The sequence below is a fragment of the Bordetella genomosp. 4 genome, from assembly GCF_002261185.1.
Classification (GTDB): domain Bacteria; phylum Pseudomonadota; class Gammaproteobacteria; order Burkholderiales; family Burkholderiaceae_B; genus Bordetella_A.
Genome location: NZ_NEVQ01000013.1, coordinates 1,202,471 through 1,228,486, shown reverse-complemented (window position 1 = coordinate 1,228,486; position 26,016 = coordinate 1,202,471). Strand labels below are relative to the sequence as shown.

The 26,016-nt window shown below is 60.9% G+C and carries 21 protein-coding genes; 10 read left to right on the top strand and 11 right to left on the bottom strand.

Annotated elements, in window-relative coordinates; genetic code table 11:
* Window positions 1-93 precede the first annotated feature (93 nt).
* A complete protein-coding gene (locus CAL20_RS16005) occupies window positions 94-1,026 on the top strand; it encodes a 2-hydroxyacid dehydrogenase (RefSeq protein ID WP_094838343.1) in 933 nt (310 codons plus the stop codon).
* A 213-nt stretch (window positions 1,027-1,239) separates the two neighbouring features.
* Here CAL20_RS16005 and CAL20_RS16000 read toward each other — a convergent pair whose 3' ends face one another.
* From CAL20_RS16000 to CAL20_RS15975, 6 genes are all read right to left on the bottom strand, one after another.
* Window positions 1,240-2,313 carry a tartrate dehydrogenase gene (locus CAL20_RS16000; protein ID WP_094822050.1) on the bottom strand — a complete coding sequence of 358 codons (1,074 nt, stop codon included), beginning with the start codon at window positions 2,311-2,313 and terminating at the stop codon, window positions 1,240-1,242.
* A 152-nt stretch (window positions 2,314-2,465) separates the two neighbouring features.
* Entirely contained in the window at window positions 2,466-4,055 is a 1,590-nt protein-coding gene (locus tag CAL20_RS15995) for a DHA2 family efflux MFS transporter permease subunit (protein WP_094822049.1), read from the bottom strand.
* Entirely contained in the window at window positions 4,052-5,245 is a 1,194-nt protein-coding gene (locus CAL20_RS15990) for an HlyD family secretion protein (protein ID WP_094822048.1), read from the bottom strand. Before CAL20_RS15990 ends, CAL20_RS15995 begins: the two co-directional genes overlap by 4 nt.
* Before the next feature lie 20 nt (window positions 5,246-5,265).
* Window positions 5,266-6,684 carry an efflux transporter outer membrane subunit gene (locus CAL20_RS15985; RefSeq protein ID WP_094822047.1) on the bottom strand — a complete coding sequence of 473 codons (1,419 nt, stop codon included), beginning with the start codon at window positions 6,682-6,684 and terminating at the stop codon, window positions 5,266-5,268.
* A gap of 141 nt (window positions 6,685-6,825) precedes the next feature.
* Window positions 6,826-7,329 (bottom strand): MarR family winged helix-turn-helix transcriptional regulator, encoded by a 504-nt coding sequence (locus CAL20_RS15980; RefSeq protein ID WP_094838342.1) that lies wholly within the window; start codon window positions 7,327-7,329, stop codon window positions 6,826-6,828.
* A gap of 76 nt (window positions 7,330-7,405) precedes the next feature.
* Window positions 7,406-8,263, bottom strand: a complete 858-nt coding sequence (locus tag CAL20_RS15975) for a DMT family transporter (RefSeq protein ID WP_094822045.1) — start codon at window positions 8,261-8,263, stop codon at window positions 7,406-7,408.
* A gap of 155 nt (window positions 8,264-8,418) precedes the next feature.
* Between CAL20_RS15975 and CAL20_RS15970 the strand changes: the two genes are divergently transcribed.
* Window positions 8,419-9,369: a DMT family transporter gene (locus tag CAL20_RS15970; RefSeq protein WP_094838341.1), complete on the top strand. Its 951-nt coding sequence runs from the start codon at window positions 8,419-8,421 to the stop codon at window positions 9,367-9,369.
* Window positions 9,370-9,423: 54 nt separating this feature from the next.
* Entirely contained in the window at window positions 9,424-10,413 is a 990-nt protein-coding gene (locus tag CAL20_RS15965; protein WP_094822043.1) for a quinone oxidoreductase family protein, read from the top strand.
* A 162-nt stretch (window positions 10,414-10,575) separates the two neighbouring features.
* Here the strand turns inward: CAL20_RS15965 and htpX are convergent, their stop codons facing one another.
* The gene (gene htpX, locus CAL20_RS15960; RefSeq protein WP_094822042.1) at window positions 10,576-11,457 is read right to left on the bottom strand and encodes a protease HtpX; all 882 of its coding nucleotides are present in this window, start codon (window positions 11,455-11,457) and stop codon (window positions 10,576-10,578) included.
* A gap of 146 nt (window positions 11,458-11,603) precedes the next feature.
* On the opposite strand from htpX, the gene CAL20_RS15955 reads away from it, so the two are divergent.
* Both CAL20_RS15955 and CAL20_RS15950 read left to right on the top strand, forming a co-directional pair.
* On the top strand, window positions 11,604-12,458 hold the full coding sequence (locus tag CAL20_RS15955; RefSeq protein WP_094822041.1) for a DMT family transporter: 855 nt from the start codon (window positions 11,604-11,606) through the stop codon (window positions 12,456-12,458).
* Between the two features lie 49 nt (window positions 12,459-12,507).
* Window positions 12,508-13,383, top strand: a complete 876-nt coding sequence (locus tag CAL20_RS15950; RefSeq protein WP_094822144.1) for a sulfurtransferase — start codon at window positions 12,508-12,510, stop codon at window positions 13,381-13,383.
* 25 nt (window positions 13,384-13,408) lie between these two features.
* Here CAL20_RS15950 and CAL20_RS15945 read toward each other — a convergent pair whose 3' ends face one another.
* A complete protein-coding gene (locus CAL20_RS15945; protein WP_094822143.1) occupies window positions 13,409-14,272 on the bottom strand; it encodes a LysR family transcriptional regulator in 864 nt (287 codons plus the stop codon).
* Between the two features lie 217 nt (window positions 14,273-14,489).
* Here CAL20_RS15945 and CAL20_RS15940 point away from each other — a divergent pair, with 217 nt between their 5' ends.
* The 5 genes from CAL20_RS15940 to CAL20_RS15920 all read left to right on the top strand — a co-directional run bounded on the left by CAL20_RS15940 (window position 14,490) and on the right by CAL20_RS15920 (window position 20,500).
* Window positions 14,490-15,563, top strand: coding sequence for a putative 2-aminoethylphosphonate ABC transporter ATP-binding protein (locus CAL20_RS15940; protein WP_094838340.1), 1,074 nt, complete (start codon window positions 14,490-14,492; stop codon window positions 15,561-15,563).
* A gap of 124 nt (window positions 15,564-15,687) precedes the next feature.
* Entirely contained in the window at window positions 15,688-17,370 is a 1,683-nt protein-coding gene (locus CAL20_RS15935) for a putative 2-aminoethylphosphonate ABC transporter permease subunit (RefSeq protein ID WP_373558306.1), read from the top strand.
* Between the two features lie 19 nt (window positions 17,371-17,389).
* Window positions 17,390-18,211, top strand: coding sequence for a phosphonoacetaldehyde hydrolase (gene phnX, locus CAL20_RS15930; protein WP_094822038.1), 822 nt, complete (start codon window positions 17,390-17,392; stop codon window positions 18,209-18,211).
* Window positions 18,212-18,330: 119 nt separating this feature from the next.
* Window positions 18,331-19,353, top strand: coding sequence for a putative 2-aminoethylphosphonate ABC transporter substrate-binding protein (locus CAL20_RS15925; protein ID WP_094822037.1), 1,023 nt, complete (start codon window positions 18,331-18,333; stop codon window positions 19,351-19,353).
* Between the two features lie 16 nt (window positions 19,354-19,369).
* The gene (locus CAL20_RS15920; RefSeq protein ID WP_094822036.1) at window positions 19,370-20,500 is read left to right on the top strand and encodes a TIGR03364 family FAD-dependent oxidoreductase; all 1,131 of its coding nucleotides are present in this window, start codon (window positions 19,370-19,372) and stop codon (window positions 20,498-20,500) included.
* Window positions 20,501-20,946: 446 nt separating this feature from the next.
* Here CAL20_RS15920 and CAL20_RS15915 read toward each other — a convergent pair whose 3' ends face one another.
* The 3 genes from CAL20_RS15915 to CAL20_RS15905 all read right to left on the bottom strand — a co-directional run bounded on the left by CAL20_RS15915 (window position 20,947) and on the right by CAL20_RS15905 (window position 25,756).
* Complete coding sequence (locus CAL20_RS15915; protein ID WP_094838338.1) at window positions 20,947-23,559, bottom strand: TRAP transporter permease; 2,613 nt, start codon at window positions 23,557-23,559, stop codon at window positions 20,947-20,949.
* Window positions 23,560-23,691: 132 nt separating this feature from the next.
* Window positions 23,692-24,699, bottom strand: coding sequence for a TAXI family TRAP transporter solute-binding subunit (locus CAL20_RS15910; protein ID WP_094838337.1), 1,008 nt, complete (start codon window positions 24,697-24,699; stop codon window positions 23,692-23,694).
* 115 nt (window positions 24,700-24,814) lie between these two features.
* Window positions 24,815-25,756, bottom strand: a complete 942-nt coding sequence (locus tag CAL20_RS15905; RefSeq protein WP_094838409.1) for a MurR/RpiR family transcriptional regulator — start codon at window positions 25,754-25,756, stop codon at window positions 24,815-24,817.
* Window positions 25,757-26,016: the final 260 nt, after the last annotated feature.

Below are 26,016 nucleotides of genomic sequence, written 5' to 3'. Positions count from 1 at the left end.
GCCAGGATTAGCCTGCGAGGGTCCACGCTCAGCCGGGTCGGATTGCAAGACTATGGCAGCATAGAGGGTTGATGCTGACACGAGGGCCTTGCAATGAAAATTCTGGTTGTTTCGACGAATAGTGCCGCAGAGGAAAAATGGGTCCGGCCGCTGGCGGCGGTGATGCCGCATGCCGAGGTAGCGTTATGGCATGCCGATCTGCCGCCGCAAGACGCTGACGTCGCGGTGGTGTGGTCGCCACCAGCCGAGTTTTTCGAGCGTGAGCGCAAACTGCGAGTGGTGTTTAATCTCGGCGCGGGCGTTGATGGGCTGCTGAAGCTGCCGTCGCTGCCCGCCGAACTGCCTATCGTGCGCCTTGAAGACGCCGGCATGGCCGTGCAGATGGCGGAGTATGCCGTCTGGGCGGTGACACGTGCGAGCCGGCAATTCGATGATTATGTCGCTCAGCAAGGTGCTGGCGTGTGGCAGCCCTTGCCCGAATTGCGGCGTGAAGCATGGCCGATCGGTGTGTTGGGCACAGGGGTCATGGGAACCAAGGTCGCGCAGACGCTGGCCGCACTGGACTACCCTGTAGCCGGATGGTCGCGCAGCGGCAAGGTTCCTGCCGGAGTAGAAAGCTTTGCGGGAACAGAACAATTGCCGGCGTTTCTGGCGCGTACGCGGGTGTTGATCAATACCTTGCCGCTGACACCCGAAACGCGCAATATCTTGCGGCGCGAGACGCTAGAGCAATTGTTGCCGCAAGCGCATATCGTCAACATGGGGCGTGGCGACCATCTCGTGGAAGAGGACTTGCTTGCACTGCTCGGTACGGGGCGCGTGCAGGGAGCGACGCTGGATGTGTTTCGCCAAGAGCCCTTGCCTGCCGGTCATCCGTTCTGGACGCATCCTGCCGTCACCATCACGCCGCACGTTTCGGCAATCACCTTGCAACATGAGACGCTTGCGCAGGTGGTCGACAAAATCGAGCGTTTTTTCAAAGGCCAACCTTTGACGGGCTTGATTGCGCGCGAGCGTGGTTATTGACCGTAGCGTTGTGATCGGTCGGTCCGGTTCATCATGGTTGCGTTCGTGATCGCCGCTGGCGGTGCCGGCTGGGAGCGCAGGCCAGGGTGATGAAACACTGCGGGCACGTGGATGAGGTGTCCTTCGGAAATTGAACGTCATTCCAATTTCTGCGAGACGTTTTATCCACGCGCCCGATGCGTACGCGGGGCTGGATATCTGCCCCGAGGCGGCTTATTTGCCGGCTGCGATGATCCCGGCGATGGCTTTGCCGACTTCTTCCGTGGAGGCCGTACCTTGCATGTCGCGGGTGCGCGGACCTTCGGCGAGTACGGTTTCAATGGCGCTGACCACGGCCTTGGACGCATCCGGATAGCCCAGGAAATCCAGCATCAGCGCGCCGCTCCAGATCTGGCCGATCGGGTTGGCGATGCCTTTGCCGTAGATGTCGGGGGCGGAGCCGTGCACGGGCTCGAACAGCGAGGGGAATTTGCGTTCCGGGTTCAAGTTCGCCGAGGGAGCGATGCCGATGGTGCCGGTGCAGGCCGGGCCCAGGTCAGACAGGATATCGCCAAACAGGTTCGATGCGACGACCACATCGAACCAGTCCGGGTGCTGCACGAAGTGCGCGCACAGAATGTCGATGTGATATTTGTCCCAGCGCACGTCGGGATACTGGGTAGCGATGTCGGCGACGCGCTCGTCCCACCAGGGCATGGAAATCGAAATGCCGTTGGACTTGGTTGCTGCGGTGAGGTGTTTGCCGCGTTTTTGCGCCAGGTCAAAGGCGAATTTCAATACGCGGTCGGCGCCGATGCGGGTAAAGACGCTTTCCTGGATGACGACTTCGCGCTCGGTGCCGGCAAACAGGCGGCCGCCGCTATTGGAGTATTCGCCTTCGGTGTTTTCGCGGACGATGAAGAAATCGATATCGCCGGGTTTGCGATTGGCCAGGGGCGATGGCACGCCGGGCATCAGGCGCACGGGGCGCAGGTTGATGTATTGGTCGAAATGGCGGCGGAACTGGAACAACGAGCCCCACAGTGCCTCGTGATCGGGCACGGTCGCGGGCCAGCCGATGGCGCCAAAGAAAATTGCCTCGTGGCCGCCGATCTGGGTCGCCCAGTCGTCAGGCATCATTTTGCCGTGCTTGGCGTAGTGGTCGCAGCTCCAGTCGAAATGATCCCACTGAAAATCAATGCCGAAGCGCGTTGCCACCGCGTCCAGGACGCGCAATCCCTCGGGAACGACTTCTTTGCCGATGCCGTCACCGGCGATGACTGCGATTTTGTGCTTGGTTCCTGCCACCACTGTTCTCCAGATGTTGTTCGACTGATGAGGTGCGCGAGTGGGAATCTACGGCGGGGCCAGAAGATTCCGGCCCCGCCGTTGTGTTCGTCGTTTACGCACACAAAGGTGGCAGTTTATCGCTGTCGGGGCATTCGTGCGTCGTTTGGGACTCAGTGAGCGCCGGCTGCCGCTTCGGCGGCTCCGCCGTCGCCGCCCGCTGCGGTTTTCTTGCGGCCGTGCGCGAACCACACCAGCCCGGTCAGCAGAATGAAAATCACCCCTGAGGCGTAGAACACGTCAATGGCTGACATGGTGAAAGCCTGCGTGTTGATCAGGCCGTCGAGCCGGGCGAGGGCGGCTTGGTGTGACATTCCCACTCCGTTTTGCAGGGTATCTAGGGCCTGGTCAAACGGCTGATGTCCCGGGCCGGCGATTTCGGTCAAACGGGCATGGTGTTGCGTAGCGCGGTTTTCCCATACCGTCGTGGCAATGGAGGTGCCGAATGCGCCCGCTGTCAGGCGGGCAAAATTCGACAGCCCCGAGGCGGCGGGAATGCGCCATGGCTCCAGACCCGAGAGGGTGATCGAGGTCAGCGGCACGAAGAACGCTGCCATCGCGGCTCCTTGGATGATGGTAGGAATCATCAAGGTCCGCATATCGACATCGGTGTTGAAGCTGGATCGCATGAAACACACCAGCGCGAAAATGAGGAACGCGATGGTGACGAGAACCCGCGCATCGCGTGTCGCCAGTAGCTTGCCCACCAGCGGTGTCAGCAGAATCGCCAGAATCCCGACGGGAGCGGTGACCAGACCGGCGTATGTGGCCGTGTATCCCATATTGCTTTGCAGCCAGAGCGGCAGCAGCACGACATTACCAAAGAACACGCCATACGCCACCGCCAGCGTCACCGCACCGACCGTGAAGTTACGCTCCTTGAACAAGCGCAAGTCGACGATAGGATGGGCATCGGTGAGTTCCCAGATCAAAAAGAACACGAACGCGACAAAGGCGACCAAGGCGAGCAACTGAATGGTCTGGCTGGCAAACCAATCGAGTTCTTTGCCCTTGTCCAGCATGATCTGCAGGGACCCCACCCAGACCACCAGCAGTACCAGGCCGACCTTGTCGATGGGGAGCTTGCGGGTGGCGGACTCGCGGTCACGATAGACTCGCCAACTGATCCACGCGGCCAGCAGGCCCACAGGGACGTTGATGTAGAAAATCCAGGGCCAGGTGTAGTTATCCGAGATCCATCCACCCAGCAGCGGTCCGGCGACGGGCGCCACCAGCGTGGTCATGGACCAGATCGCCAGCGCCATGCCGGCTTTGGATTTCGGGAAACTGGCCAGCATCAGCGCCTGTGACAGCGGAATCATGGGGCCTGCGACCGCGCCTTGCAGCACGCGAAAGGCGATCAGCGCCTCCAGCGACGGCGAAAAACCGCACAGCCATGACGACAGCACGAACAGCAAGGTAGAAATAAGGAATAGCCGGACCTGGCCGAACCGCTGTGTCAACCAGCCGGTGAGCGGCACTGTGATGGCGTTGGCGACCGCAAACGAGGTAATGACCCACGTGCCCTGGCTGCTGCTGACGCCCAAGTCCCCGGAAATGGTAGGGATCGAGACGTTGGCGATCGAGGTGTCCAGCACGTTCATGAACACCGCAGTCGACAGCGCGATGGAGCCTATGATGCGGGTGGCCCCCTCTAGAGGGGGCGGCGCGCTGGGCTGTCCAGAGGAACGGGGCGCGCTCATGGTTCTAGATTGGCCTTGATGATTTTGTCGATCAACGCATCTGCGCCAGCCTGGGTATCGGTAAACACATGCGTCGACCAGGCGGGTTCATGGCGCGGCTGGGCTGGTGTGCCGGATGACGTCTCTTTCTGGCTGACATCAACCTCTACGTCCATCGACAGGCCGACGCGCAACGGATGGGCCTTGAGTTCCTCGGGATCGAGTTCGATACGTACCGGTACGCGCTGTACGACTTTGATCCAGTTGCCCGTAGCATTCTGTGCGGGCAGGAGCGAGAACGCGCTGCCCGTGCCGGCGTCCAGGCCGACGATGGTGCCGTGATAGACAACGTCGTCACCGTACATGTCGGAGACCAGCGTGGCACGTTGGCCGGGATGCATGTGGCGTAATTGGCCTTCTTTGAAGTTGGCCTCGACCCAGACTTGATCGAGTGGCACGACATTCATCAGCGTGTTGCCGGGGGCGACACGTTGGCCGACCTGCACGCTGCGGCGCGCGACCAGGCCGTCCACGGGGGCGGGCAGGACCGTGCGGGTATGGGCGAGCCATGCGTCACGCAGTCTGGCGGCTGCTTGGCGGACATCAGGATGATCGGTGACGGTTGTGCCGTTGGTCAGTGCCTGATTCGTCGCCAGGCGGGCCTGTGCGGCAGCCAGTGTGGCCTCGGCTTGCGCCAGGCCGGACTGTGCTGATTTCAGCTCGGTCTGGGCATGCAGCAGTTCTTCGCCGCTGACGCCGCCGGATTTGGCCAGTGTCTGGCGCCGTTGCAAGTCACTCTGTGCGCGTTTCAGGTCAGCCTGCGCGCGTTCGATGTTGGCGCGTTGAACGTTGACATCGGCGGCCAGAGAATCGTTTTGCACGTACAGCGTGCGGACTTGGCGCACGGTCTGGGCCAGCTGGGCCTGGGCCTGTTGCAGGGCGATCTCGGCATCGGCCGGATCCAGCCGGATCACGGCCTGGCCGGCCGAGACATGTTCGGTGTCGCCTGCTTCGATGGCGATCACAGTACCGGGAACCTGCGGGGTAATTTGCACCAGGTTTCCATGCACATAGGCATCGTCGGTACTTTCCACATGAGAGCCAAACAAGACCCACCAGATGGCATACAAGACGGCCAGCACGATGAATACGCCAGCGGCGATCAACAGCAGGCGTTTGCGGGCAGGATGAGTTACAGGAGTTGCGGTCATGACGTCGGGGTCCGGGTCGGTCAATGAGAAGAGGAGTCAGCCGGGGTGTCGGCGGCGGGCGCGTAGCCGCCACCCAGGGCATAGGCCAGATCGGCATCTAACTGGTAGGCGCGAAAGCGCACGTCGGTATCCAGCCGGGTCTGGGTGAGCACGCCGGTCTGGGCGACCAGCACCGTAAGATAGTTGCCCATGCCTGCGCGGTAGCGCTGCACGGCCAGCTCATAGGCGGCATCGATGGCTTCGCGGGCCTGGTGTTGCTGTTCGATTTCGCGATCGATCAGGCGCAGGCCATCGATGGCGTCGGCGGTCTGATGCACGGCGTCCAGCACGGTCTGGTTGTAATCCGATACCGCTACGTCTGCGTCCGCCTTGCGGCCCGCCAGGTTGGCATTGAGTTCGCCGCCATGGAAAATCGGCAGCGTGATGGCAGGGCCGATGCCGGCGGTGCGGCTGGCGGCGTCCAGCAGGTTGCCGGTCCCGATAGCTTGAAATCCGGCAAAGGCCACCAAGTTGATATTGGGGTAGAACTCGGCGCGAGCCGCCTCGATCTGGCGCTGGGCCGCCTCGGCACGCCAGCGTGCAGCCGTGATGTCGGGGCGATGGCCCAGCAGTTCGAGCGGCACGTTCTCCGGTATGACGCCCGCACGTGCCGACAGGGCGACGGGTTGCAAGGACTGGCCGCGTACCGGCCCCGCGCCTGCCAGCGCGGCGACCTGGTTGCGCAACTGGGCCAGATTGGTTTCTGTCTGCGTCAGGTCTACCTTGGCCGCGGCGACCGACGATTCGGCCTGCTTGACTTCGACTTGCGTGTCCAGGCCCGCGCGTTGGCGATCACGCGTCAGTTGCAGCACATCGATGCGTTGCTGCACGATACGTTGCAGGACTTGCCGCTGCGCAAACGCATTTTGCAGATTCAAATAGCTGCGTACCATGGCGCGAGCCAGCACGTTGCGCGCTGCCTGGGTGTCGGCCTCGGCGGCGGCACGCTGCGAAATCGCGGCATTGAGCCGCGCGCGATTCTTGCCCCAGAAATCCAGCTCGTAGCTGAAGTCCAGTGCAAGACGATTATCCGAAACCACAGACCCCGCCATGGGCGGTTGGTAAATGTATTTTTCGGGCAGATGCTCGCGGCTGAGCGAATAGTTGGCGTCTACACGAGGCATCAACGGCGCGCGTGCGCCGCGCACGGCTGCATTCGCCTGGGCCAGACGCGCCTGAGCCGATGTCATGGACGGGCTGTTGGCCAAGGCCTCGTCAACCAGCGCATCCAGTTGCGCGTCGCCATAGCGGCGCCACCACTGCGTGTCGGGCCAGGATACAGATGCGTTCTGCAATCCGAGTTGTGTGGCCTCGAGCGGCGCCACGGGCTCGGTCGTCGGGTCCATAGATGCGCAGCCTGCCAGGACCAACAGCAGCGCTACGGGAAGTAGAGGTTTCATCAGTCGTCGGTAGCAGTCAATCTGACGTTTTGCTGAATATTGTTGATTAAACTGTATTTGCCTAGGCAAATATTATGGCGTAAAAAAGCCCTGCCGAGGGGAATATCCCCATTTTGATCCAGGGTTTCGTGCTGCGTGAAGTCAGGGCTCGGGGGATTTGCCGTCCGAGCCGTTGGCCAGCATTCGGCCGAGCAAATGGCGCAATTGCGAGTGCTCCTCGTTGGAAAAGCCTCGTAGGTGATGATTCAACACGCGAGCGATACAGGAAGGAATGGCTTTGGCCTTTTCGTGGCCCAATTCGGTGAGCTCGATTTTGACCACGCGGCGATCCTCGTGACTGCGAATCCGGCGCAGCAGGCCCTTGCTCTCGAGGCGGTCGAGGGTACGGGTCATCGCGCCGGTATCGACTCCGTTCAAGCGTGCCAGCTCGGCCGGCGTGTCGGCGGTGCCGCGCGCAATCAAGGCGATGGGTCGCCATTGGATGGCTGTCAGCCCCAACGGAGCGGTTTCCATGTCCAGCAGGCGGGTCAGCGAATGATAGACCTGCTTGATCATGAAACCGACATTGTCGTCGGAGGTACAGCGGGACGTAGCGCGGTAGTGCGCTGGCGTGCCGTCGTCGGGAGCGGAGCGGGGGGCGTTCATGGAGCGTATTTTATTGCCTAGGCAATAATTGTCAACGCAGGAATTATCGAACAGCCAAATCCAGACTCATGTGTGTTTAATGCGCCGCCTTGCGCAGCCCCGACCACACAATCGCCGCCACGATCAGCACGGCCCCCGCCATCATGCGCAGGCTAGGCTCCTGCGAGAACAACACCCAGGCGAACGCGATGGCGTATACGGGCTCGAGGGCAATCACGAGGCCCGCGGTACGTGCATTGAGCTTTGTCAGGCTGGACACGAACAAATAGTGCGACAGGCCCGTGCAGAAAACGCCCAGCAAGACGATCCAGAACAGGTCTATGCCGGCGAGCTGCGGCAACTGGCTGGCGGCAAAGGGCAACATGGCGAGCACCACGACGATGTTCTGGCCGCAGGCGACCTGCATGGCATCCAGCCCGACGGTGGAGCGCCGGTTGCTCAGCGCCAATAGCGCGAACGACAGACCGGACAGAATGCCCCAGGCCAAGCCCACTGTGCCCTGATCAGCGAAATCGAACGACGGCGTCACCAGGACCAGCCCGAGGGTGACCAGTCCGAGTACCAGCCATTCCGCCAAGCGGACTTTTTCACGAAACAGCAGACCTTCGAACAGGGTGATGAAAGCCGGAAAACTGGCAAAACCCAGCGTGGCGACGGCGATGCCGCCGACCTTGACCGAGATGAAGAACGTCACCCAATGGGCAGCCAGCAGGCAGCCGGCGACGATCAACATGAATAATTGCGCGGGAGTCAGCGACGTGAACAGCGGCCTGCGTTGCAACCGCGAAAAACCAAGCAAAGCGACCACCGCGAACAGGGCACGGCCCAGCGTAATGAGGGCGGCGCTGGCCTGGATGAGTTCGCCGAAAACGCCTGTCAGGCCGAACAGCACAGCGGCAATGTGGATATAAACTAGGGCGCGTTGACGGGTCATGCGTGAGTCGTGAGGAGCGGGGACCGGATTGGCTTGGTTGTCGCCGTTCCCAGGATCCGACGATTATAGCGGTGTGGCCTCGGCCGTTTTGCTGCAGGCGCCGTGCGGGATCTCTTTCGTCTTCGCCCGAATGCTGTGGTTTCTTAAAGCCCCTGATGAATCTTCCTTCTCAATTGCGCTTCACCACGATTGTTTCGCCCCGTGTCCTTGGTTTTTTCCTGGCGACCGTGGGGGCCGTGCTTTTTGCCGCCAAGGCCATCGTAGTGAAATTCACCTATCGCTACGGCATCGACGCGGTCACTTTGATTGCTTTTCGCATGCTGTTTTCCTTGCCGTTTTTTGCCGCAGTGGCGTGGCGCGAGTCCCACCGGGCTGCTCAGGGTGAGCTGCCCGTCTTGACAGGACGAGAGCGGGTCGTGCTGTGTTTGCTGGGACTGCTGGGGTATTACCTGTCCAGCTTTCTGGATTTCCTGGGCCTGCAGTATGTGACGGCAAGCCTGGAGCGTTTGATCCTGTTCTTGTCTCCTACGCTGGTGGTGCTGTTGTCTGCGTGGTGGCTCAAGCGCCCGGTTTCGCCGCGCCAATGGGTGGCCATGGTGGTTTCGTATCTGGGCGTGATCCTGGTGTTCGCGCAGGATCTGGCGCATGGGACCGGTTCCCATGTGGCGCTTGGGGCTTTGTTTATTTTTGGCTCGGCGCTCAGCTATGCTGTGTACCTGATTTGCTCGGGCGAGCTCGTCAAGCGTGTGGGCGCAACGCGGCTGGTGGCTTATGCCATGACGGTATCGTGCATCGCCTGTATCGTGCAGTTCTTTGTCGTTCACCCGCCATCCATGTTGATCCAGCCTTTGGGCGTATATGTCTACTCTTTTGTACACGCCACATTCAACACGGTGATGCCGGTGTTCATGTTGATGTGGGCGGTCGCGCTGATTGGCGCGCCGACCGCGTCGTTGTTGGGTATGGTGGGACCGGTGTCGGTCTTGTTTCTGGCTGCATGGCTGCTGGACGAGCCCATTACGCTGTGGCAGCTAGGGGGAACCGCGCTGGTGTTATGTGGGATATTGGTACTCATGGGCGGCCGCCGTCCAGAGCCAAAGCAATGACGCGGTATGTCGCCGCAGGCAGTTTGGATATTCATCACAACATAGGAGGCTGGTATGACCAGCAATGTCGTCAAGGCAATCCGTATTGAGCAGCATGGCGGACCCGAAGTCCTGAAACTCGTGGACGTCGAGGTCCCGCCGCCCGCAGCCAACGAGATCACGATCCGCCAGCATGCGGTTGGATTGAATTTCATCGATATCTATTACCGCACGGGCTTGTATCCGCATCCCTTGCCACATGGTCTGGGTTTTGAGGCAGCGGGCGTGGTCGAGGCGGTGGGCGCGGACGTCAAGCACCTGAAAATCGGCGATCGTGTGGCCTATGGCCAGAGCCCGATCGGTGCCTATGCCCAAGCGCGCAATGTGCCGGCGGCGCAGGTCGTCAAGCTGCCCAAGGGCGTCGAGTTCGACGATGCGGCTGCGCTGATGCTCAAGGGCCTGACCGTACAGTATCTGTTCCGCCAGACCTATCGCCTGCAGGGTAACGAAACCATCTTGTTCCACGCGGCAGCCGGCGGCGTGGGCTTGATTGCTTGCCAATGGGCCAAGGCGCTGGGCGTCAAGCTGATCGGTACGGTCTCCAGCCCGGAGAAAGCCGAGTTGGCTCGCGCCAACGGCGCATGGGAAACCATCGATTACTCGCGTGAAAACGTGGCCGAGCGCGTGTTGGAGCTGACCAACGGCAAGAAAGTCCCGGTGGTGTACGACGGCGTGGGCAAGGATACCTGGGAAACCTCGTTGGACTGCATAGAGCCACGCGGGCTGATGGTCAGCTTTGGCAATGCCTCGGGTCCCGTGTCGGGCGTGAACCTGGCGACGCTGAATCAAAAAGGCTGCTTGTATGTGACGCGCCCGTCGCTGGGGCTGCACGTCAACACGCACGAGAAACTGAATGCCGCGGCTAAGGAGATGTTCGACCTGGTCTTGAAGAAAAAGATCAAGGTGCGCATCGACCAGCGTTACCGCTTGGAGGACGCAGGCGAGGCGCAGACGGCCTTGGCCTCGCGCAAGACGACCGGGGCAACCGTCCTGACCTTGGATTAAGGGCCGGGCAGTAAAAGGCCCTCGCGCAGCGCCTGCAGCGTGGCGCAGGGCGGTTGGGTTTTGCAGTGTCTCATCAACAAAAAACCGGCTTGACGTAAAAATCGTCAAGCCGGTTTTTTGCTGGTGGTCAGCCAGCGTTGCTGATCACCCTCTCGAGCCGTTTCAGGCGACGCGCATTTGCTGCAAGGCAGCGATACGGGACTGAATAGGCGGGTGCGAGGCAAAAATCGCAGCCAGGCCGCCTTTGCCGGCGATACCCGAGGCCTCGAAGCTCTTCGGCAACTCGCCCGCCTCTATGCCACCCAGGCGAGCCAGGGCGCGCATCATGGGTTCACGCGAACCCATCAGTTGAGCCGAACCGGCATCAGCGCGGTATTCGCGTTGGCGCGAGAACCAGGCCACGATGATCGAGGCCAGAATGCCGAAGACGATCTCACAGACGATGACGGTGACGTAGTAGCCGATGCCGACGCCGCGCTCGTTCTTGAACACCACGCGGTCGATGAAATAGCCGACCAGGCGCGCCAGGAATACGACGAAGGTGTTGACCACGCCCTGGATCAGGGTCAGCGTGACCATGTCGCCGTTGGCCACGTGCGCCACCTCGTGACCGAGGACGGCGGCGATTTCTTCTTCGGTCATGCTGTCGAGCAGGCCGGTGGACACGGCCACGAGCGAATCGTTTTTAAAGGCGCCCGTCGCAAACGCGTTGGGTGCACCCTCGTAGATGGCGACCTCGGGGCGGCCGATACCGGCGCGGTCGGCCAACTGGTGCACCGTATCGATCAGCCACGCCTCGCGGGGGCCCCCGGGGGCATTAGGATCGATCACCTGAGCGCCCGTGCTCCATTTGGCCATGGGCTTGCTCATCAGCAGCGAGATGATGGCGCCCGTAAAGCCCACCACCACCGAAAAAATCAGCAGCGCTTGGACGTTGAGGCCTTGGGCCGTGATCATGCGGTCCACGCCCAGAATGCGGAGCGTAGCCGATAGCACCACCATGACAGCTAAGTTGGTGATGATAAACAGAAAAATGCGTTTCATGCTTGGGGTATTCCTCTGCGAGCGATGAGGGCCTTTTTTGACTGGGAAAAAGCGCGGCAGTTCCCGTCTGGCCAACGTTGATTTTTCGGACCCGGAGTATAGTAGCGCTTTCCCCCGTTTTTCTTCATTTTCATCGCGTAGCCCCCATGCAGGCTCTTTGGATGTTGGTGGCGTCGGCCATGTTTGCCCTCATGGGGTCATTTGTGAAAATGGCCACGGAGTATGGCGCGTCGCTGCCGCAGATCGTCCTTTTCCGTGGATTCCCGTCGGTTGTTCTGCTGTTGATCTGGGCTCGTGCCGGACGTCAGTCCATTGTGCCGACCAGTTGGCGCCTGCACGTATGGCGCAATGTGGCCGGGGTGGCGTCCATGTGGCTGGGTTTTTTTGCGATCTCGCATCTGCCTCTGGCGACGGCGACCAGCCTGAATTACACCGCGCCGCTGTTTATTGCCTGCTGGATGCTGGGATGGGGCGGATCGCAGCGCGACCCGGTACGGATCCTGGCTGTGGTCCTGGGATTTGCCGGGGTCATTTCCATATTGCGTCCCAGCATCAACCCCGACCAATGGATGGCGGCGTTGTTCGGTTTGTGCGCCGGCGCGACGTCTGCCGTGGCGATGATGCAGATCCGCCTGCTTGGCCGCGTCGGCGAGCCCGAATGGCGCACTGTCCTGTTTTTCTCGCTGGCGGTGTGCCTGAGCAGCGCCCTCGGCCTGACGCTCGAGGGTTGGGGGCAGGTCGGTTGGGAGGGCTACGCCTCGCTGGTCGGCATCGGCGTGGCGGGTCTGTTCGGGCAATTGACGATGACGCGGGCCTTTGGCGTCGGCTCGGCGCTGTTGACGGCTGCCTTGCAATACACCACGATCATTTTTGCCGCCTTGCTGGGCATGGGGTTCTGGGGCGATCAGCCCGATGGCCTGGCCTGGGCGGGGATGGCCCTCATTATCGCCGCGGGACTATTGTCAGTGTGGCGGACCATGCGCATGCCCGCCGGCTCGTGAGGGGGGGATGGAGGCGTGGCGTTTTTTTGATTTGCCGGAGCGAAAACGGATGACTACGACCTTGATTTCCGCGACCGAGCTTGCTGCTCGCCTGGGTTCTTCCGATCTGCGGGTATTCGACGTGCGCCACGACCTGATGGATCATGCTGCGGGGCGGCGCGCATATGAACAGGGGCATATCCCTGGGGCGCACTATCTGGATCACGAAACGGAGCTCGCCGCGCCGCGCACGGGCAAAAATGGCCGTCATCCTCTGCCTACGCGCGAGGCGCTGGCCGCGTTGCTGACCGCGCATGGCGTGGGGCCGGATACCTTTGTCGTCGCCTATGACGCCAGTGGCGGTATGTTTGCTGCCCATTTGTGGTGGATGTTGCGCTGGCTGGGGCACGAGCGTGTCGCTGTGCTGGATGGCGGCTGGCAGGGATGGACGGCGGCGGGCCTGCCCACGACGACGGACGCTCAAGTTCCCGGCGGCACGGTGGCGACTCATGCCGAGCAGACCGAAAACGCTACGCTGTTGGGCCAGCCGTTGGCCGATACTGTCGATGCCAATGCGGTGCTGGCAAACCTGGCGGCGCCCGCGTTTACCGTGCTGGACGCCCGTGCGGCGAACCGCTATAGAGGCGAAGTCGAGCCCATGGACCCCGTGGCAGGCCATATTCCGGGAGCCTTGAATCGTCCCAATGGTGAGAACCTGCAGGCGGATGGACGGTTCAAGGACGCGGCGCAACTGCGCGCCGAGTTCACGGCGCTGCTGGGCGATCGCGACCCCGCGACGATCGTGCATCAGTGCGGCTCGGGGATTACGGCTTGCCACAATCTGCTGGCCATGGAGGTCGCGGGATTGAGCGGGTCGCGTCTGTATCCGGGCTCGTGGAGCGAATGGTGCAGTGATTCAACCCGCCCCGTAGCGCGCGACGTGTGACGGTTTGGGGAACGGCGTGGTTTTCTCAACCCGCTGTGGGCGCCATTTCCAGGAACCGTGCAATCAATTGCACGGGTTGGCGTTCGCGCAGGCAATAGAGGTATTCGTTCATCACGATGGTCGCGTCGGTAATGTCCAGCGTGACCAGGTCGGGATGCGTCGGGGCCTCGCGTGACGGAATCAGGCTGATACCCAGATCGCACAGAATGGCCTGGCGTATCGATTCGCGGCTGCCGATTTCCAGGACGCGGCCGACGGTGACGCCCGCGGCCTCCAGCGCGCTCTCTGTCAATTTCCGGGTCATCGAGCCTGGCTCACGCAGCAGCAGCGCATAGTGGGACAAGTCGGATAACTGGACCTGGCTGCGGCGGGCAAGGGGATGCTCGCGATGCGTCACGATGCGCAGCGGGTCGGCGGCGATCATCCGGCGATAGAAGTGTTTTTCTTCGCTCAGATACGATGAGGTGGCAACCTCGATACGGTAATCCTGCAGGGCCTGCAACATGGCCTGCGAGTTGCCGATCGTGAGCGTCAAATCAATACCTGGGTACCGCTGGCTGTACCGCTGCACCGTATCCATGATGTAAAACGGCCCCGTGGCGCCGACGCGCAGGTGGCCCTCACGCAGGTCGCTGGCATCGCGCAGCCAAAAATCGATCTCGGTTTCCTGCTGAACCAGTTTTTCGGCCAAGGGCATCAGGCGCTGGCCCGCATCGGACAGGTGCATGCTGCGCCCATGGCGGTAAAACAGCTCGATGCCGTAGCGGGACTCCAGTTGGCGCAACTGGCCAGTGACGGTGGGCTGGCTGATCCCGAGTTGCGCGGCGGCCTTGGTGACAGTGCCCCAGCGGGCGACGGCATAAAAAGATTTGAGTTCGGCGACGAGCACGGTGTCCTGAATATCAAATGAGGCAAAAGCCCGCACGCTGAGGCGAAGGTCCCTGTCCCGAACAGGGGCCGGATCCCTTGGCCCAAAAAAGGGGCGTGAGGCCAACCCCTAAGTAAACCAAAATTATTTGATATTTCTATTACGACATTTTTGCGTAGTGTCATAAACACACAATACGCGGTTCTCATACTGCCTCTGTCTTTTACGCGGAGGCACTATGCCCCAACCCGGCCAAGCATTTCTTTCTGTCAGGCAACTCGTCAAGCGATTTGGCGCGCATACGGCTTTGGCCGATGTGTCGCTCGATATCCGCGCGGGCGAGCTGGTCTGCCTGCTGGGGCCGTCGGGCTGCGGCAAAACGACCTTGCTGCGCGCCATCGCAGGGCTGGAGCGGCAGGATAGTGGCACGATCGTGTTGTCGGGACGTGATATTTCTCACGTCCCACCTCAGGAACGCGATTACGGCATTCTGTTTCAGTCGTATGCCCTGTTTCCCAATCTGACTGTTGCACAGAACGTGGCTTATGGCCTCAGCGGCAAACGCTCGCATCGCAAACACGTAGAGCACCGTGTCGAGGAAATGCTGACGCTGGTCGGGCTGGAGGGGGCGGCGAAGAAATATCCCGGGCAGATTTCCGGCGGACAACAGCAGCGGGTGGCGATGGCGCGTGCCTTGGCTCCGTCGCCGTCGTTATTGCTGCTGGATGAGCCCATGTCCGCGCTGGATGCCCGCGTCCGCGAGCATTTGCGCGTTGAACTGCGCGCGTTGCAAAAACGTTTGTCGATCACCATGCTGATGGTGACCCATGACCAGGAGGAGGCCATGGTCATGGCAGATCGTATTGCGGTCATGAACGGCGGCGTGATCGAGCAGTATGGCACGCCGCGCGATCTGTATCGCCAGCCGGGTTCGGCATTCATCGCGGATTTCGTGGGCGAGGCCAACTGGCTGCCGTTCCAGCGCGTCGATGCACATCGTGCGCGGGTAGGGCGTCAGGAGCTGGCCGTGGAATCGGCACTGGACCTCGATGCAGGCAAACTCTTTGTACGCCCGGAAGCCGTGCGCGTCAGTACGGTCCGTCCCGATGAGCCCAACGCCGTGTTGGCCGAGGTGCTGGATGGTGTGTTCCTGGGTCGCAGCTATCGTCTGGCGCTGCGTCTGGACGGCGTGCCCGGTACCACGTTGCACTCCATCGTTTCCCCTGAAATCGGAGACGCCCTGCTGGGCCCTCATGCTGCCAGCCGTTGCTGGGTGGAGCTGCCTTGCCATGCGATACGCGCCTACGCTTGAGCCTGCGATGACTGAGCCGTCTGGAACTACCTTGTCAATGGGAACGCGAGACGCTGCGGCAAACGCAGTGCGTAACCGTCATTTCGCCTCAGAGGGAGCTTCGCATGCGTTGGGCAGGCGTCCCATGCCCGCCTGGGTGGGCACGTGGGGCCTGAACGCGGGGCAGGGGGCCTTGGTGCTCGGCCTGCTGATTTTCCTGGCGCTGCCGTTGCTGGGAATTCTGGCCAAGTCCGTCATGGACAGCGACGGCAATTGGGCAGGGTTGTCGGTATTGGCCGGCATCATCAGCGCCGACGGTTTTCTGGCGATGGTGGCGCGCAGTTTGACTGTGGGCATGGTGACGATGGCGGTCGTAGTGCCCTGCGCGTACGCGTTTGCCTATGCGCTGACGCGCACGCGCATCGTAGGCAAAAGCCTGTTGCGTACGATCGCGCTGCTGCCGTTGCTGGCGCCCTCGTTGTTGCCGGGGATCGCGTTGGTGTATCTGCTGGGCAACCAGGGTCTGCTGAAAGACTTGCTCGGCGGCGTCACGATTTACGGGTTCTGGGGCATTGTCGTAGGCGAGGCGTTTTATACATTTCCCCATGCGCTCATGATTCTGTTGACCGGCCTCGCATTGGCCGACGGCCGTCTCTATGATGCGACCCGTGCGATGGGGGCGGGCGCGCTGCGCACGTTCTGGACGGTCACCTTGCCAGGAACGCGCTACGCGGTGTTTTCCGCCTGCTGCGTGGTTTTTACCTTGACTGTGACGGACTTTGGCGTGCCCAAGGTCGTTGGCGGCGACTATAACGTCCTCGCCATGGAGGCCTATAAAGCGGTCGTCGGTCAGCAGAATTTTCCGAAGGGCGCGGCCATCGGCATCATGCTGTTGTTGCCCGCGATCTTGACCTTTGTGCTGGATCGCCGCTTGCGTGCTCGCCAAGGGGCGCAAATGAGTGGCCGTGCCCAGCCCTATGTGGCCGAAACGAATCGCAAGCGCGATACCGTGTTCTTGACGCTGGCCGGCATTGTGGCGGCGTTCCTGCTGCTGATCATCGGTGTGGCGGTCTGGGCATCGTTCGTCAAGATGTGGCCGTACAACTTGTCCATGTCGCTGCGTTCATACGATTTCAACAATATGGACGGTGGTGGGTGGTTGGCGTGGCGCAATAGTCTGCAGTTGGCGTTCTGCACGGCAGTCGTGGGCACGACGGTGGTTTTCGTCGGCGCATGGATGATGGAGAAAATCCCTGCACGCGGCGTGGTTGCGCGCAGTTTGCGTGGCCTGGTCGGCATGCTGGCGCTCATGCCGATGGCCGTGCCGGGATTGGTGTTGGGCCTGGGCTATATCTTCTTTTTCAATAGTCCGTCGAATCCGCTGAATGTGTTGTACGGGACGATGCCGTTGCTGGTGTTGTGCACGGTGGTGCATTTCTATACCAGCGCTCATTTGACTGCGGCCACGGCGCTGAACGCGTTGGATCCTGAATTCGAAGCGGCCTCCGCATCGCTGAAAGTACCGCGTATCACCACCTTTTTGCGTGTGACGCTTCCGATGTGCTTGCCCGCTGCGCTGGACATTGCTCGTTATCTGTTCGTGTCGTCGATGACGACCGTCTCTGCGGTGGTGTTTTTGTATAGCCCCTCTACGGTGTTGGCGGCCGTGGCGGTGTTGAACATGGACGATGCCGGATTCATAGGTCCTGCTGCGGCGATGTGCACTGTGATCATGGCCAGCTCCGCCATCGCGGCGTTGGCGATGCATGTGGCCAGCCGCGCCCTGGTGGCTCGCACGCAAGCGTGGCGTCGCCCCGTCTCCGTCTAATTTTTCTGGAATAACTATCATGACAGTACCGTCATTGCCCGTCCGCCTGGAAGCGGTGATTTTTGACTGGGCCGGCACCTTGGTCGATTTCGGCTCCTTTGCGCCGACCAAAGTTTTTGTCGAGGCGTTTGCACAATTCGGCATGGATGTTTCGCTGGAGCAGGCCCGTGGCCCGATGGGGATGGGCAAATGGGATCACATTCGTACGCTGTGCGACGAGCCCGCGATTGCGAGCCAGTACGAGGCAAAATTTGGCCATCTGCCCACTGACGATGATGTGACGGCCATCTACGAACGTTTTTTGCCGATGCAGTTGGAAAAGGTGGCGCAGTATTCCGCTGCCATCCCTGGTGCTGTCGAGGTGTTGAACACCTTGCGTGACCGGGGTTTGAAAATCGGTTCCTGCTCGGGCTACCCCCGCAGCGTGATGGATCGCGTCATCGAGCGCGCCGCCACCGAAGGTATTGCACCGGAGTACATCGTTGCCAGCGACGAAGTGCCGCGCGCCCGCCCGGCGCCCGCGATGGCGTTGAAAAATGTCGTGGAATTGGGCCTCGCGGATGTGGCAGGTTGCGTCAAGGTCGACGATACCGCGCCGGGTATCGAAGAAGGCCGTCGCGCCGGAATGTGGACGGTTGGCCTGCTGCTATCGGGTAATGCCGCCGGGTTAACGCTAGAGGAATATCAGCATCTGGATGCAGCTGGCCGCGATGCAGCGCGCACGCGTGCCAACCAGGAGCTCTCTGGCGCCGCTCCGCATTTTCTGATTGATACCGTGGCCGATTTACCGGCCATCATCAGTGAAATCGAGTCACGTCTGGCTGCTGGCGAGCGTCCATGATCGTCTGAGCGACCTCTGCACTGACTCGATAAAGCATCCGCGCGAATCTGACCAATCCTGCAGCCTTTGGGCTGCTCCCCTTTCCTGTCCGGCGATGCCGGAATCTATCGGAGTAAAAGATGAAACACTATACGCTAATCGCCCTGGCCGCCGCGCTGACTGGCGTCATGGGTACCGCTTCGGCTGCGACCACGCTGACCGTTTACACTGCGCTGGAAGCCGACCAGATCAAGGCCTATCAGGCGGCGTTCGAAAAGGCCAATCCCGATATCAAGATTCAATGGGTACGTGATTCCACCGGCATCATCACCGCGAAATTGCTGGCCGAGAAGGCGAATCCGAAAGCAGATGTCGTCTGGGGCTTGGCGGGCACGTCGCTCGGCTTGATGGACAGTGAAGGCATGTTGCTGCCATATGCGCCGAAGGGCTTGGATCAGATCGCCGCTAACATGCGCGACGCCAAGGCTGAGCCGAGCTGGGTCGGCATGGACGGTTTCGCTGCCGCGATCTGCTTTAACACCATCGAAGCCGAAAAGCAGAAACTGCCCAAGCCCGCGTCATGGCAGGACCTGACCAAGCCCGAATACGCTGGCAAAATCGTGATGCCGAATCCGGCTTCCTCCGGGACGGGGTTCCTGGATGTGAGTGCGTGGCTGCAGATGTTTGGCGAAGAAAAAGGCTGGGCGTTCATGGATGCCTTGCACAAGAATATCGGCTCGTACACGCATTCGGGCTCCAAGCCTTGCAACATGGCGGCCGCCGGCGAGTTTCCGATCGGCATCTCGTTTGACTATCGCGCCGCCAAGCTGAAAGCCGATGGCGCACCCATCGAGGCCGTATTCCCCTCGGAAGGCCTGGGCTGGGAAGTCGAGGCGACCGCGATCATCAAGGGCACCAAGAATCTGGATGCTGCGAAAAAACTGGCGGATTTCTCGGCCAGCCGCGAAGCCAACGAGTTGTACAAGACGAACTTTGCCGTGCTGGCGATTCCGTCCATCGCAACGGCCAATCCCAATCTGCCGGCAGACCTGAGCTCGCGCATGATCAAGAACGATTTCACGTGGGCCGCCACCAATCGTGACCGCATCATCGCCGAGTGGACCAAGCGTTACGACGGCAAGTCCGAAGCCAAGAAAAAATAAGCAGGGTTCTTTGGAAATGAAAAACTTCGACGTCATCGTGGTCGGCGCCGGTATGCTCGGCGTTGCCCACGCCTGGGCTGCGGCCAAGCGCGGTCTGTCTGTGGCCGTCATCGAACGCAGCCGTCAGGCGCATGGGGCCACTGTCCGCAATTTTGGCCAAGTCATCGTCACGGGGCAGCCTCCCGGCATGATGTTGTCGCATGCGCAGCAGGCGCGCGAGCTCTGGCTGGACCTGGCTGCAAAGGCTGGATTTCATGTGCGTGCCAACGGTGCGCTCGTGCTGGCGCGTAATGCCGATGAGGCGGATGTATTGCAGGAATTTGCGGATACGCGATTGCACCAGGAAGGCTATCGTGCGCAGCTATTATCCAGCCGCGAGGTCGCCCGTCTGTATGGCGGCAGGCTTGCACATCATTGCGCCGCGATACAAGGGCACGACGATCTGCAGATCTATTCGCGCGAAGCGTTGCCGGCCATTACTCGCTATCTGGCGGAGTCATTGGGCGTGACGTTCATTACCGGCACGTTGGCGCGTGCAGTGCAGGGCGGCCTTGTCAGTACGACGGCGGGGGATTTTCAGGGCGGGCATGTGTTTGTGTGCCCGGGGCATGATTATCTGACGCTGATGCCTGAGTTGTTTGCGCCGATGGATCTGGAGGTGACACGGCTGCAAATGCTGCGTGCCGTGTTCGAGTCTAATCCTATCGAGCAGTTGGACCGTCCGTTGTTGACGGGGCTGTCATGTGTGCACTATGGGGCGTTTTCGGATCTGCCCTCGGCACAGGTGTTGCGCGACATCATCCAGGAGCGCTCGCCGTATTTGCTCGAGAATGGGATTCATCTTTTGATCAGCCCTACGCCTTATGGGGAATTGATCATTGGTGATTCGCATCGTTATGGGCAGGATGCGCCGCCGTTCAATGACGAGGCGGTGGATAACGCGATGCTCGAGCTGGCCTCGCAGGCGTTGGGGGCGCGGTTACGGGTTGTTGAGCGCTGGCAAGGGGTTTATGGGGCGCATGGGCCGGCGCCGTTCTCTGTGATGCCGGTTGATGAGGCTACCACGGTGGCGGTGATGCATTCGGGGGTGGGGATGACGGTGGGGTTGGCGATTGGGGAACGGACTGTTGGGGGGCGGTTGGGGTAGGGTGTTTGTTGTTTGTTGTTTGCTGGTGAAGGGTAAGGTTCTTTTGGCGCCAGGCCTCGCCGTGTAAAAGGGGCACCGGGCCTATCGCACGGACTCGGCCCATGACCAGGGGCCTCGGCCTCGCTGCGCGAGGCTGAATCCGCGCTCTACGGCCCGGTGCCCCTTTTGCACGGCGAGGCCTGGCTCGCAGCGTCTCTTATTCACGGCAGCTCTCAACATGTGCACGCTCTATACGTCGTCTGCATCCGTGATTCATCTCTACTGTGAGTTCCTGTCGGGGGCAAAACGCCTAGCCGCGCCGTAGAGCACGGATTTAGCCTCGCGTAGCGAGGCCGAGCCCCCTGGTCATGGGGCGAGTCCGTGCGATAGGCTCGGCTAGGCGTTTTGCCCCCGACAGGAACGTGTTCACAGAGAACGTTCCCGCAAGCAAACGATCAACCCATCAACTACGCGACAGAAGGCGTTAACTCCCGACGCTGCCGACGTCCTTGCAATCCCCACACCGCTGCCAACAGCGCCAACGCCGGGATATACACCCAGAACTCCGACGGCCGATGCGGATTCGGAATCTGGACGCTGACGACATCCCATCCTTGCTCCCATCCTGCCTTGCGCGCACGGCTGCCGAATTGCACAGCGCCAATTTGGACTTGATCCCCTAAGGCCGTGACCATGAGACCGGCGTCGCTCAGTCGCTTGCGTCCTGCGGCGACACCGGTGCTGGTATCGCCTTCGGGCAATGGCGATAGCGTCACGGCAACCGTTTTCGTAAGCTCATCGCCCTCGATGTTCATGCCATGCAAGACCGCGACCAGCCGACCGCTGTCAGGCAGTTCGGATGCGACCTGATTGATCTGGGACGCAGGCAAGCTTTCGTATTTGCCATACAGATGGTTCATGAACCAGTCTGGGCGGAACAGCATGAACGTCACCAGCAGCAGCACAGCGATCTCGACGATCGTGCACCGCACACGGAACCAACCCAGCGTTGCTGCTGCAAAGGTCAGGGACGCCAAGGTCGCGCCGGTGATCACCAACAGCAACTCCGCCCATCCATGCACATCGATCAACAACAGCAGCGGGTTGAAGACAAACATGAAAGGCAGCACGGCGGTACGCAATGCATAGGTCGTGCCCTGGATGCCGGTCTTGATGGGATCTTCGCCGGAAATCGCCGCCGCAGCGAAAGTGGCCAACCCCACTGGCGGTGTGATGTCGGCCATGATCCCGTAATAGAACACGAACATGTGCACGGCGATGAGCGGAATCACGAGTCCGTTCTGCGCACCGAGTTCGACAACCACAGGGGCCATCAAGGTGGCCATCAAAATGTAGTTGGCCGTGGTCGGCATGCCCAGGCCCAGAATCAGGCACACGATGGCGGTAAAGATCAGCATCAGCAGCACGTTGCCCATCGATACCAATTCGACGAACGCGGTCATGCGCAAGCCCAGGCCGGTGAGCGTGATCGCGCCCACGATCAGTCCTGCAGTGCCGCAGGCGATGGCGATGCCGATCATGTTGCGGGCACCGTCCTCCAGTCCGCCGATAGCCTCACGCCAGCCGCGCTGCAGAGCAGGTGCGACGGGTTGTTGCCGGAACCATGCAGTCAGAGGACGCTGCGTGATCATCTGCACCAGCATCGCGACGGCGGCCCAGAATGCGGACAGCCCGGCAGACAGTTCCTCGATACTCAGGCACCATACGAGAATGCCGATGGGGATCAGGAAATGCAGGCCGGCCCGTACGGTGGGCCATGGCTCGGGACGCACAGGGTTTGTGACGTTGATCTCTTCGGACAAATCGGGATAGCGTGCTGCCACACGCAGCAGCCAGACGTTCAGGATCACCAGCAGCGCCAGCAGTATCCAGACCGCAGACGCGCCTGCGACCGCTTTGACACCCATCCCGATCCAGTACACCAATCCCATGACGATCAGCGTGCCGCAAATTCCCATGCCCCAACCTGCGAGTTTCTGCAGTGGCGTACGGGGTTTGCCGCCGGACATCATGGGCTGGATGCCGAGCTTGAGCGCTTCCAGGTGGACGATGTAGAACAGCGCAATGTACGAGATCGAGGCCGGCAGAATCGCGTGGCGAATGATGTCGGTGTAGGGGATGCCGACGTATTCGATCATCAGAAATGCCGCTGCTCCCATGACCGGGGGCATGATCTGTCCATTGACCGATGATGCGGTTTCGATAGCGCCTGCACGAATGCCGCCATAGCCGGCTTTTTTCATCAAGGGGATGGTGAAAATCCCGCCTGTGACCACGTTGGCGACTGATGAGGCAGAGACCAGTCCGTTGACCGCAGACGATACGACGGCGACTTTGGCCGGACCGCCACGCAAGTGGCCCAGCAGTGCGAATGAGACTTGCATCATGTAGTTGCCCGCACCGCATTTGTCCAGCAGCGAACCCAGCAAGACAAAAATAAAGATGTACGAGACCGACACGCCCAGCGCGACGCCGTAGACGCCCTCTGTCGTCAGCCACATATGCGAGGCGAGCCGCTCGATGGAGGCGCCACGGTGCGCGAGCACGTCGGGCAGCCAGGGGCCGGCCAGTACGTACAGCACGAATACGGCGCCGAGCACCGTCATGGGCAAGCCTAGCGAGCGGCGTGTGACCTCCAGCAGCAGCACCAGACCGATGGCCGCGGTGGCCACATCCATCGTGGTGGGCTGGCCAGGACGGCCTGCCAGTTCTTTGTAAAACAAAAACAAATACGCGCCGCAAAAGGCTGCGACGATGGCGAGTATCCAGTCGTGCCACGGCATGCGATCGCGCGGCGAGCTCTTGCGTGCGGGATAGGCCAAGTAGCCCAAAAACATCGCGATGCCCAGGTGCAGTGCGCGCGCCTCGGTATCATTGAAAATGCCCCAGCGCAGCGAGAACGGCAGCGGCGAGGCATACCAGAGCTGGAACAGCGACCATAGCAGCGCACCTATTGCCAACGTGGCGCCGGCGATTCCGCCTGCTTGGCGTCCGCCGCGATCGACGTCCGCAACCAACTGCTCTAGATCAGCGGTTGTGGTGGACGGCTCAGTTTTCATCGGATTCCCCTACATGGTTGATCTGCCTGGCAGGCATGCGCGATGTGATAGGTCTTGGACGCAGCCAGGCGAATTGCTGAATACGGTCTCGGGGCGACGCGCTGAGCGCGCGCGCCGAGACCGTATCCGTATTTACAGCAGACCTTTTTCTTTGAAGTACTTCTGGGCGCCGGGATGCAACGGCGCCGACAAGCCGTTCTTGACCATGTCCTCTGCCTTCAGGTGGGCAAAGGCAGGGTGCAGCTTCTTGAAGTCTTCCAGATTGTCGAAGACGGCTTTGACGATCACGTACACCGTTTCTTCCGGCACGTCGGCGGAGGTCACAAAGGTCGCGGTGACGCCATAGGTCTTGGTGTCATTGGGGTTGCCTGGGTAGAGCCCGCCCGGAATGGTGGCGTGCGCGTAATACGCATATTTCTCGACCAATTTATCCACGGCAGGACCGGTCAAAGACACCAGTTGCGCGCCGCAAGTGGTAGCCGGGTCCTGGATGTTGGCGGACGGGTGGCCGACGCCATAGAAGAAGCCGTCGATCTTGCCGTCGCACAGTGCCGAGCCGTGCTCGTCGGGCCGCAGTTCAGAGGCCAGCGAGAAGTCTTTCAGCGTCCAGCCCATCGTGGCCAGCAGTTCTTCCATGGAGGCGCGCGTGCCCGAGCCTGGATTGCCCACGTTGAAGCGCTTGCCTTTGAAATCTTCAAACGACTTGATGTTGGCTTCTTTGCGAGCTACGACTGTGAACGGTTCCGGGTGGATCGAAAACACCGAGCGCAGTTTTTCGAATTTGCCGGCATCTTTGAATTGACCGACGCCGTTGTAGGCGTTGTAGCCGACATCGGATTGCACGACGCCCAGATCCAGTTCGCCGGCTTTGATGGTGTTGACGTTGAACACTGACCCGCCGGTGGACTCGACCGAGCAGCGCACGCCGTGCGATGAGCGGTCTTTGTTGACCAGACGGCAAATCGACCCGCCCGCGGCGTAATACACCCCCGTCACGCCGCCGGTGCCGATGCTGACGAATTTCTGCTGTGCCGAGGCGGGCGACGGCGCGGCAAACGCCAAGGCCATTGCGGCGCACATGGCGGCCAGAGCCCCAGTTTTTCTTTTGTTGTCCAAAGTGGGTTTGACGAACTGACGCATACAAACTCCTTTTGAGGATTTTCCCCGTGAAAACCGCCGGTGTTCCGGCAAATGATGCACCCGAGCCAGGGTGCGCGATGGCTGCGGCGCCGGATGTTCCGAAGCCGCGTAATAGTTAACGATCCGGTGCTGCGGCAGATGCCGACCAAAACACTTTGTCGGCATGCATACGTGCTTCGATTTCACTCAGTCGATTCAATACCGCCTCACCGCCGCGGGCAGTGAGGCGGGCAATGAGGTGTTCGGCCAATCCCAGTAGTCCTGCCGTCGTATGGAAAAACGAACCCGGGCCTCGACGCGCGGGCCGCTGTCCGACCTGTTCGCGATCTGCGCGATCAAACGTCAGGACGTGTCGGGCATCCGCGGCCAGGGGGGACAAGGGGGTGTCGGTCAAAGCAATGATGGCCACGCGCTGCTGAGCCGCCAGGCGCGCCAGACGAACTGTGGCAGATGGGTAGGGCGCTTGCGAAATGGCAATCAACGCATCGCCCTCGCACAGGTTGTCGATGGCCTCGGCCTGCAAGCCCCCCAGTCCATCAATCAATATGCTGTTGGGTCGTACCAGTTGATAGGCATAGTGCATTTGAAACGCAATGCCAAAGGCCGATCGCGTGCCCAAAAACCCGACGTGACGCGCCGTGAGCAAGGTCTTGACCGCGGCATCGAATGTCGCCGGGCTGTTTACCGAGACGATAGATTCGATGGCGTCGGCTTGTATCTCGGTCAGCCTGTCGTGGCCTGGCACATTGTTTTGGTCTTGAGTCGCCTGCAGTTCCGCAGCGCGTTCACGCAGTGTGCTAGGACGTTCGCCGGCCAAGGCTGCCTGAAACGGCGCCCGAAAGGCCTCGTAGCTGTCGTATCCTGCCGCGCGCGCCAGCCGCAGCATAGTGGCTGGTGCAACACCCACGCCCTGGGCTTGGCGCCGCATGGACCACAGGCTGACCTCGGCGGGATGATCCACCACCCAATGCGCCGCCCGCCGCAGCTCAGGCGGCAATTGGTCCAAGAGGCTTTGCAGGCGCTGCAATACCAACGGTGGGGCAGAAGGAGGAGGCATGAAAGAACGGCGGCCCGCTACGCAAAAAAACACATGAGAACGGATGTGAAATGTAGAAAACGTTTGTTTTTTTTGCAATCAGGGTATTCCTGAGGAGCGCCCCGATAGCTTTCTGTCGTTGGACTGTGTCTGAAACCCTTGAATCGCACATCTTTTCCAGGGCAATCACGGCGTCTCTCCCGTCCGATTCGTACGAATTCTTTTCCCGGGGGAAAATAAAAAAGTTCATATTTTTCTTTATCTTCTGTAAATATGAGCTT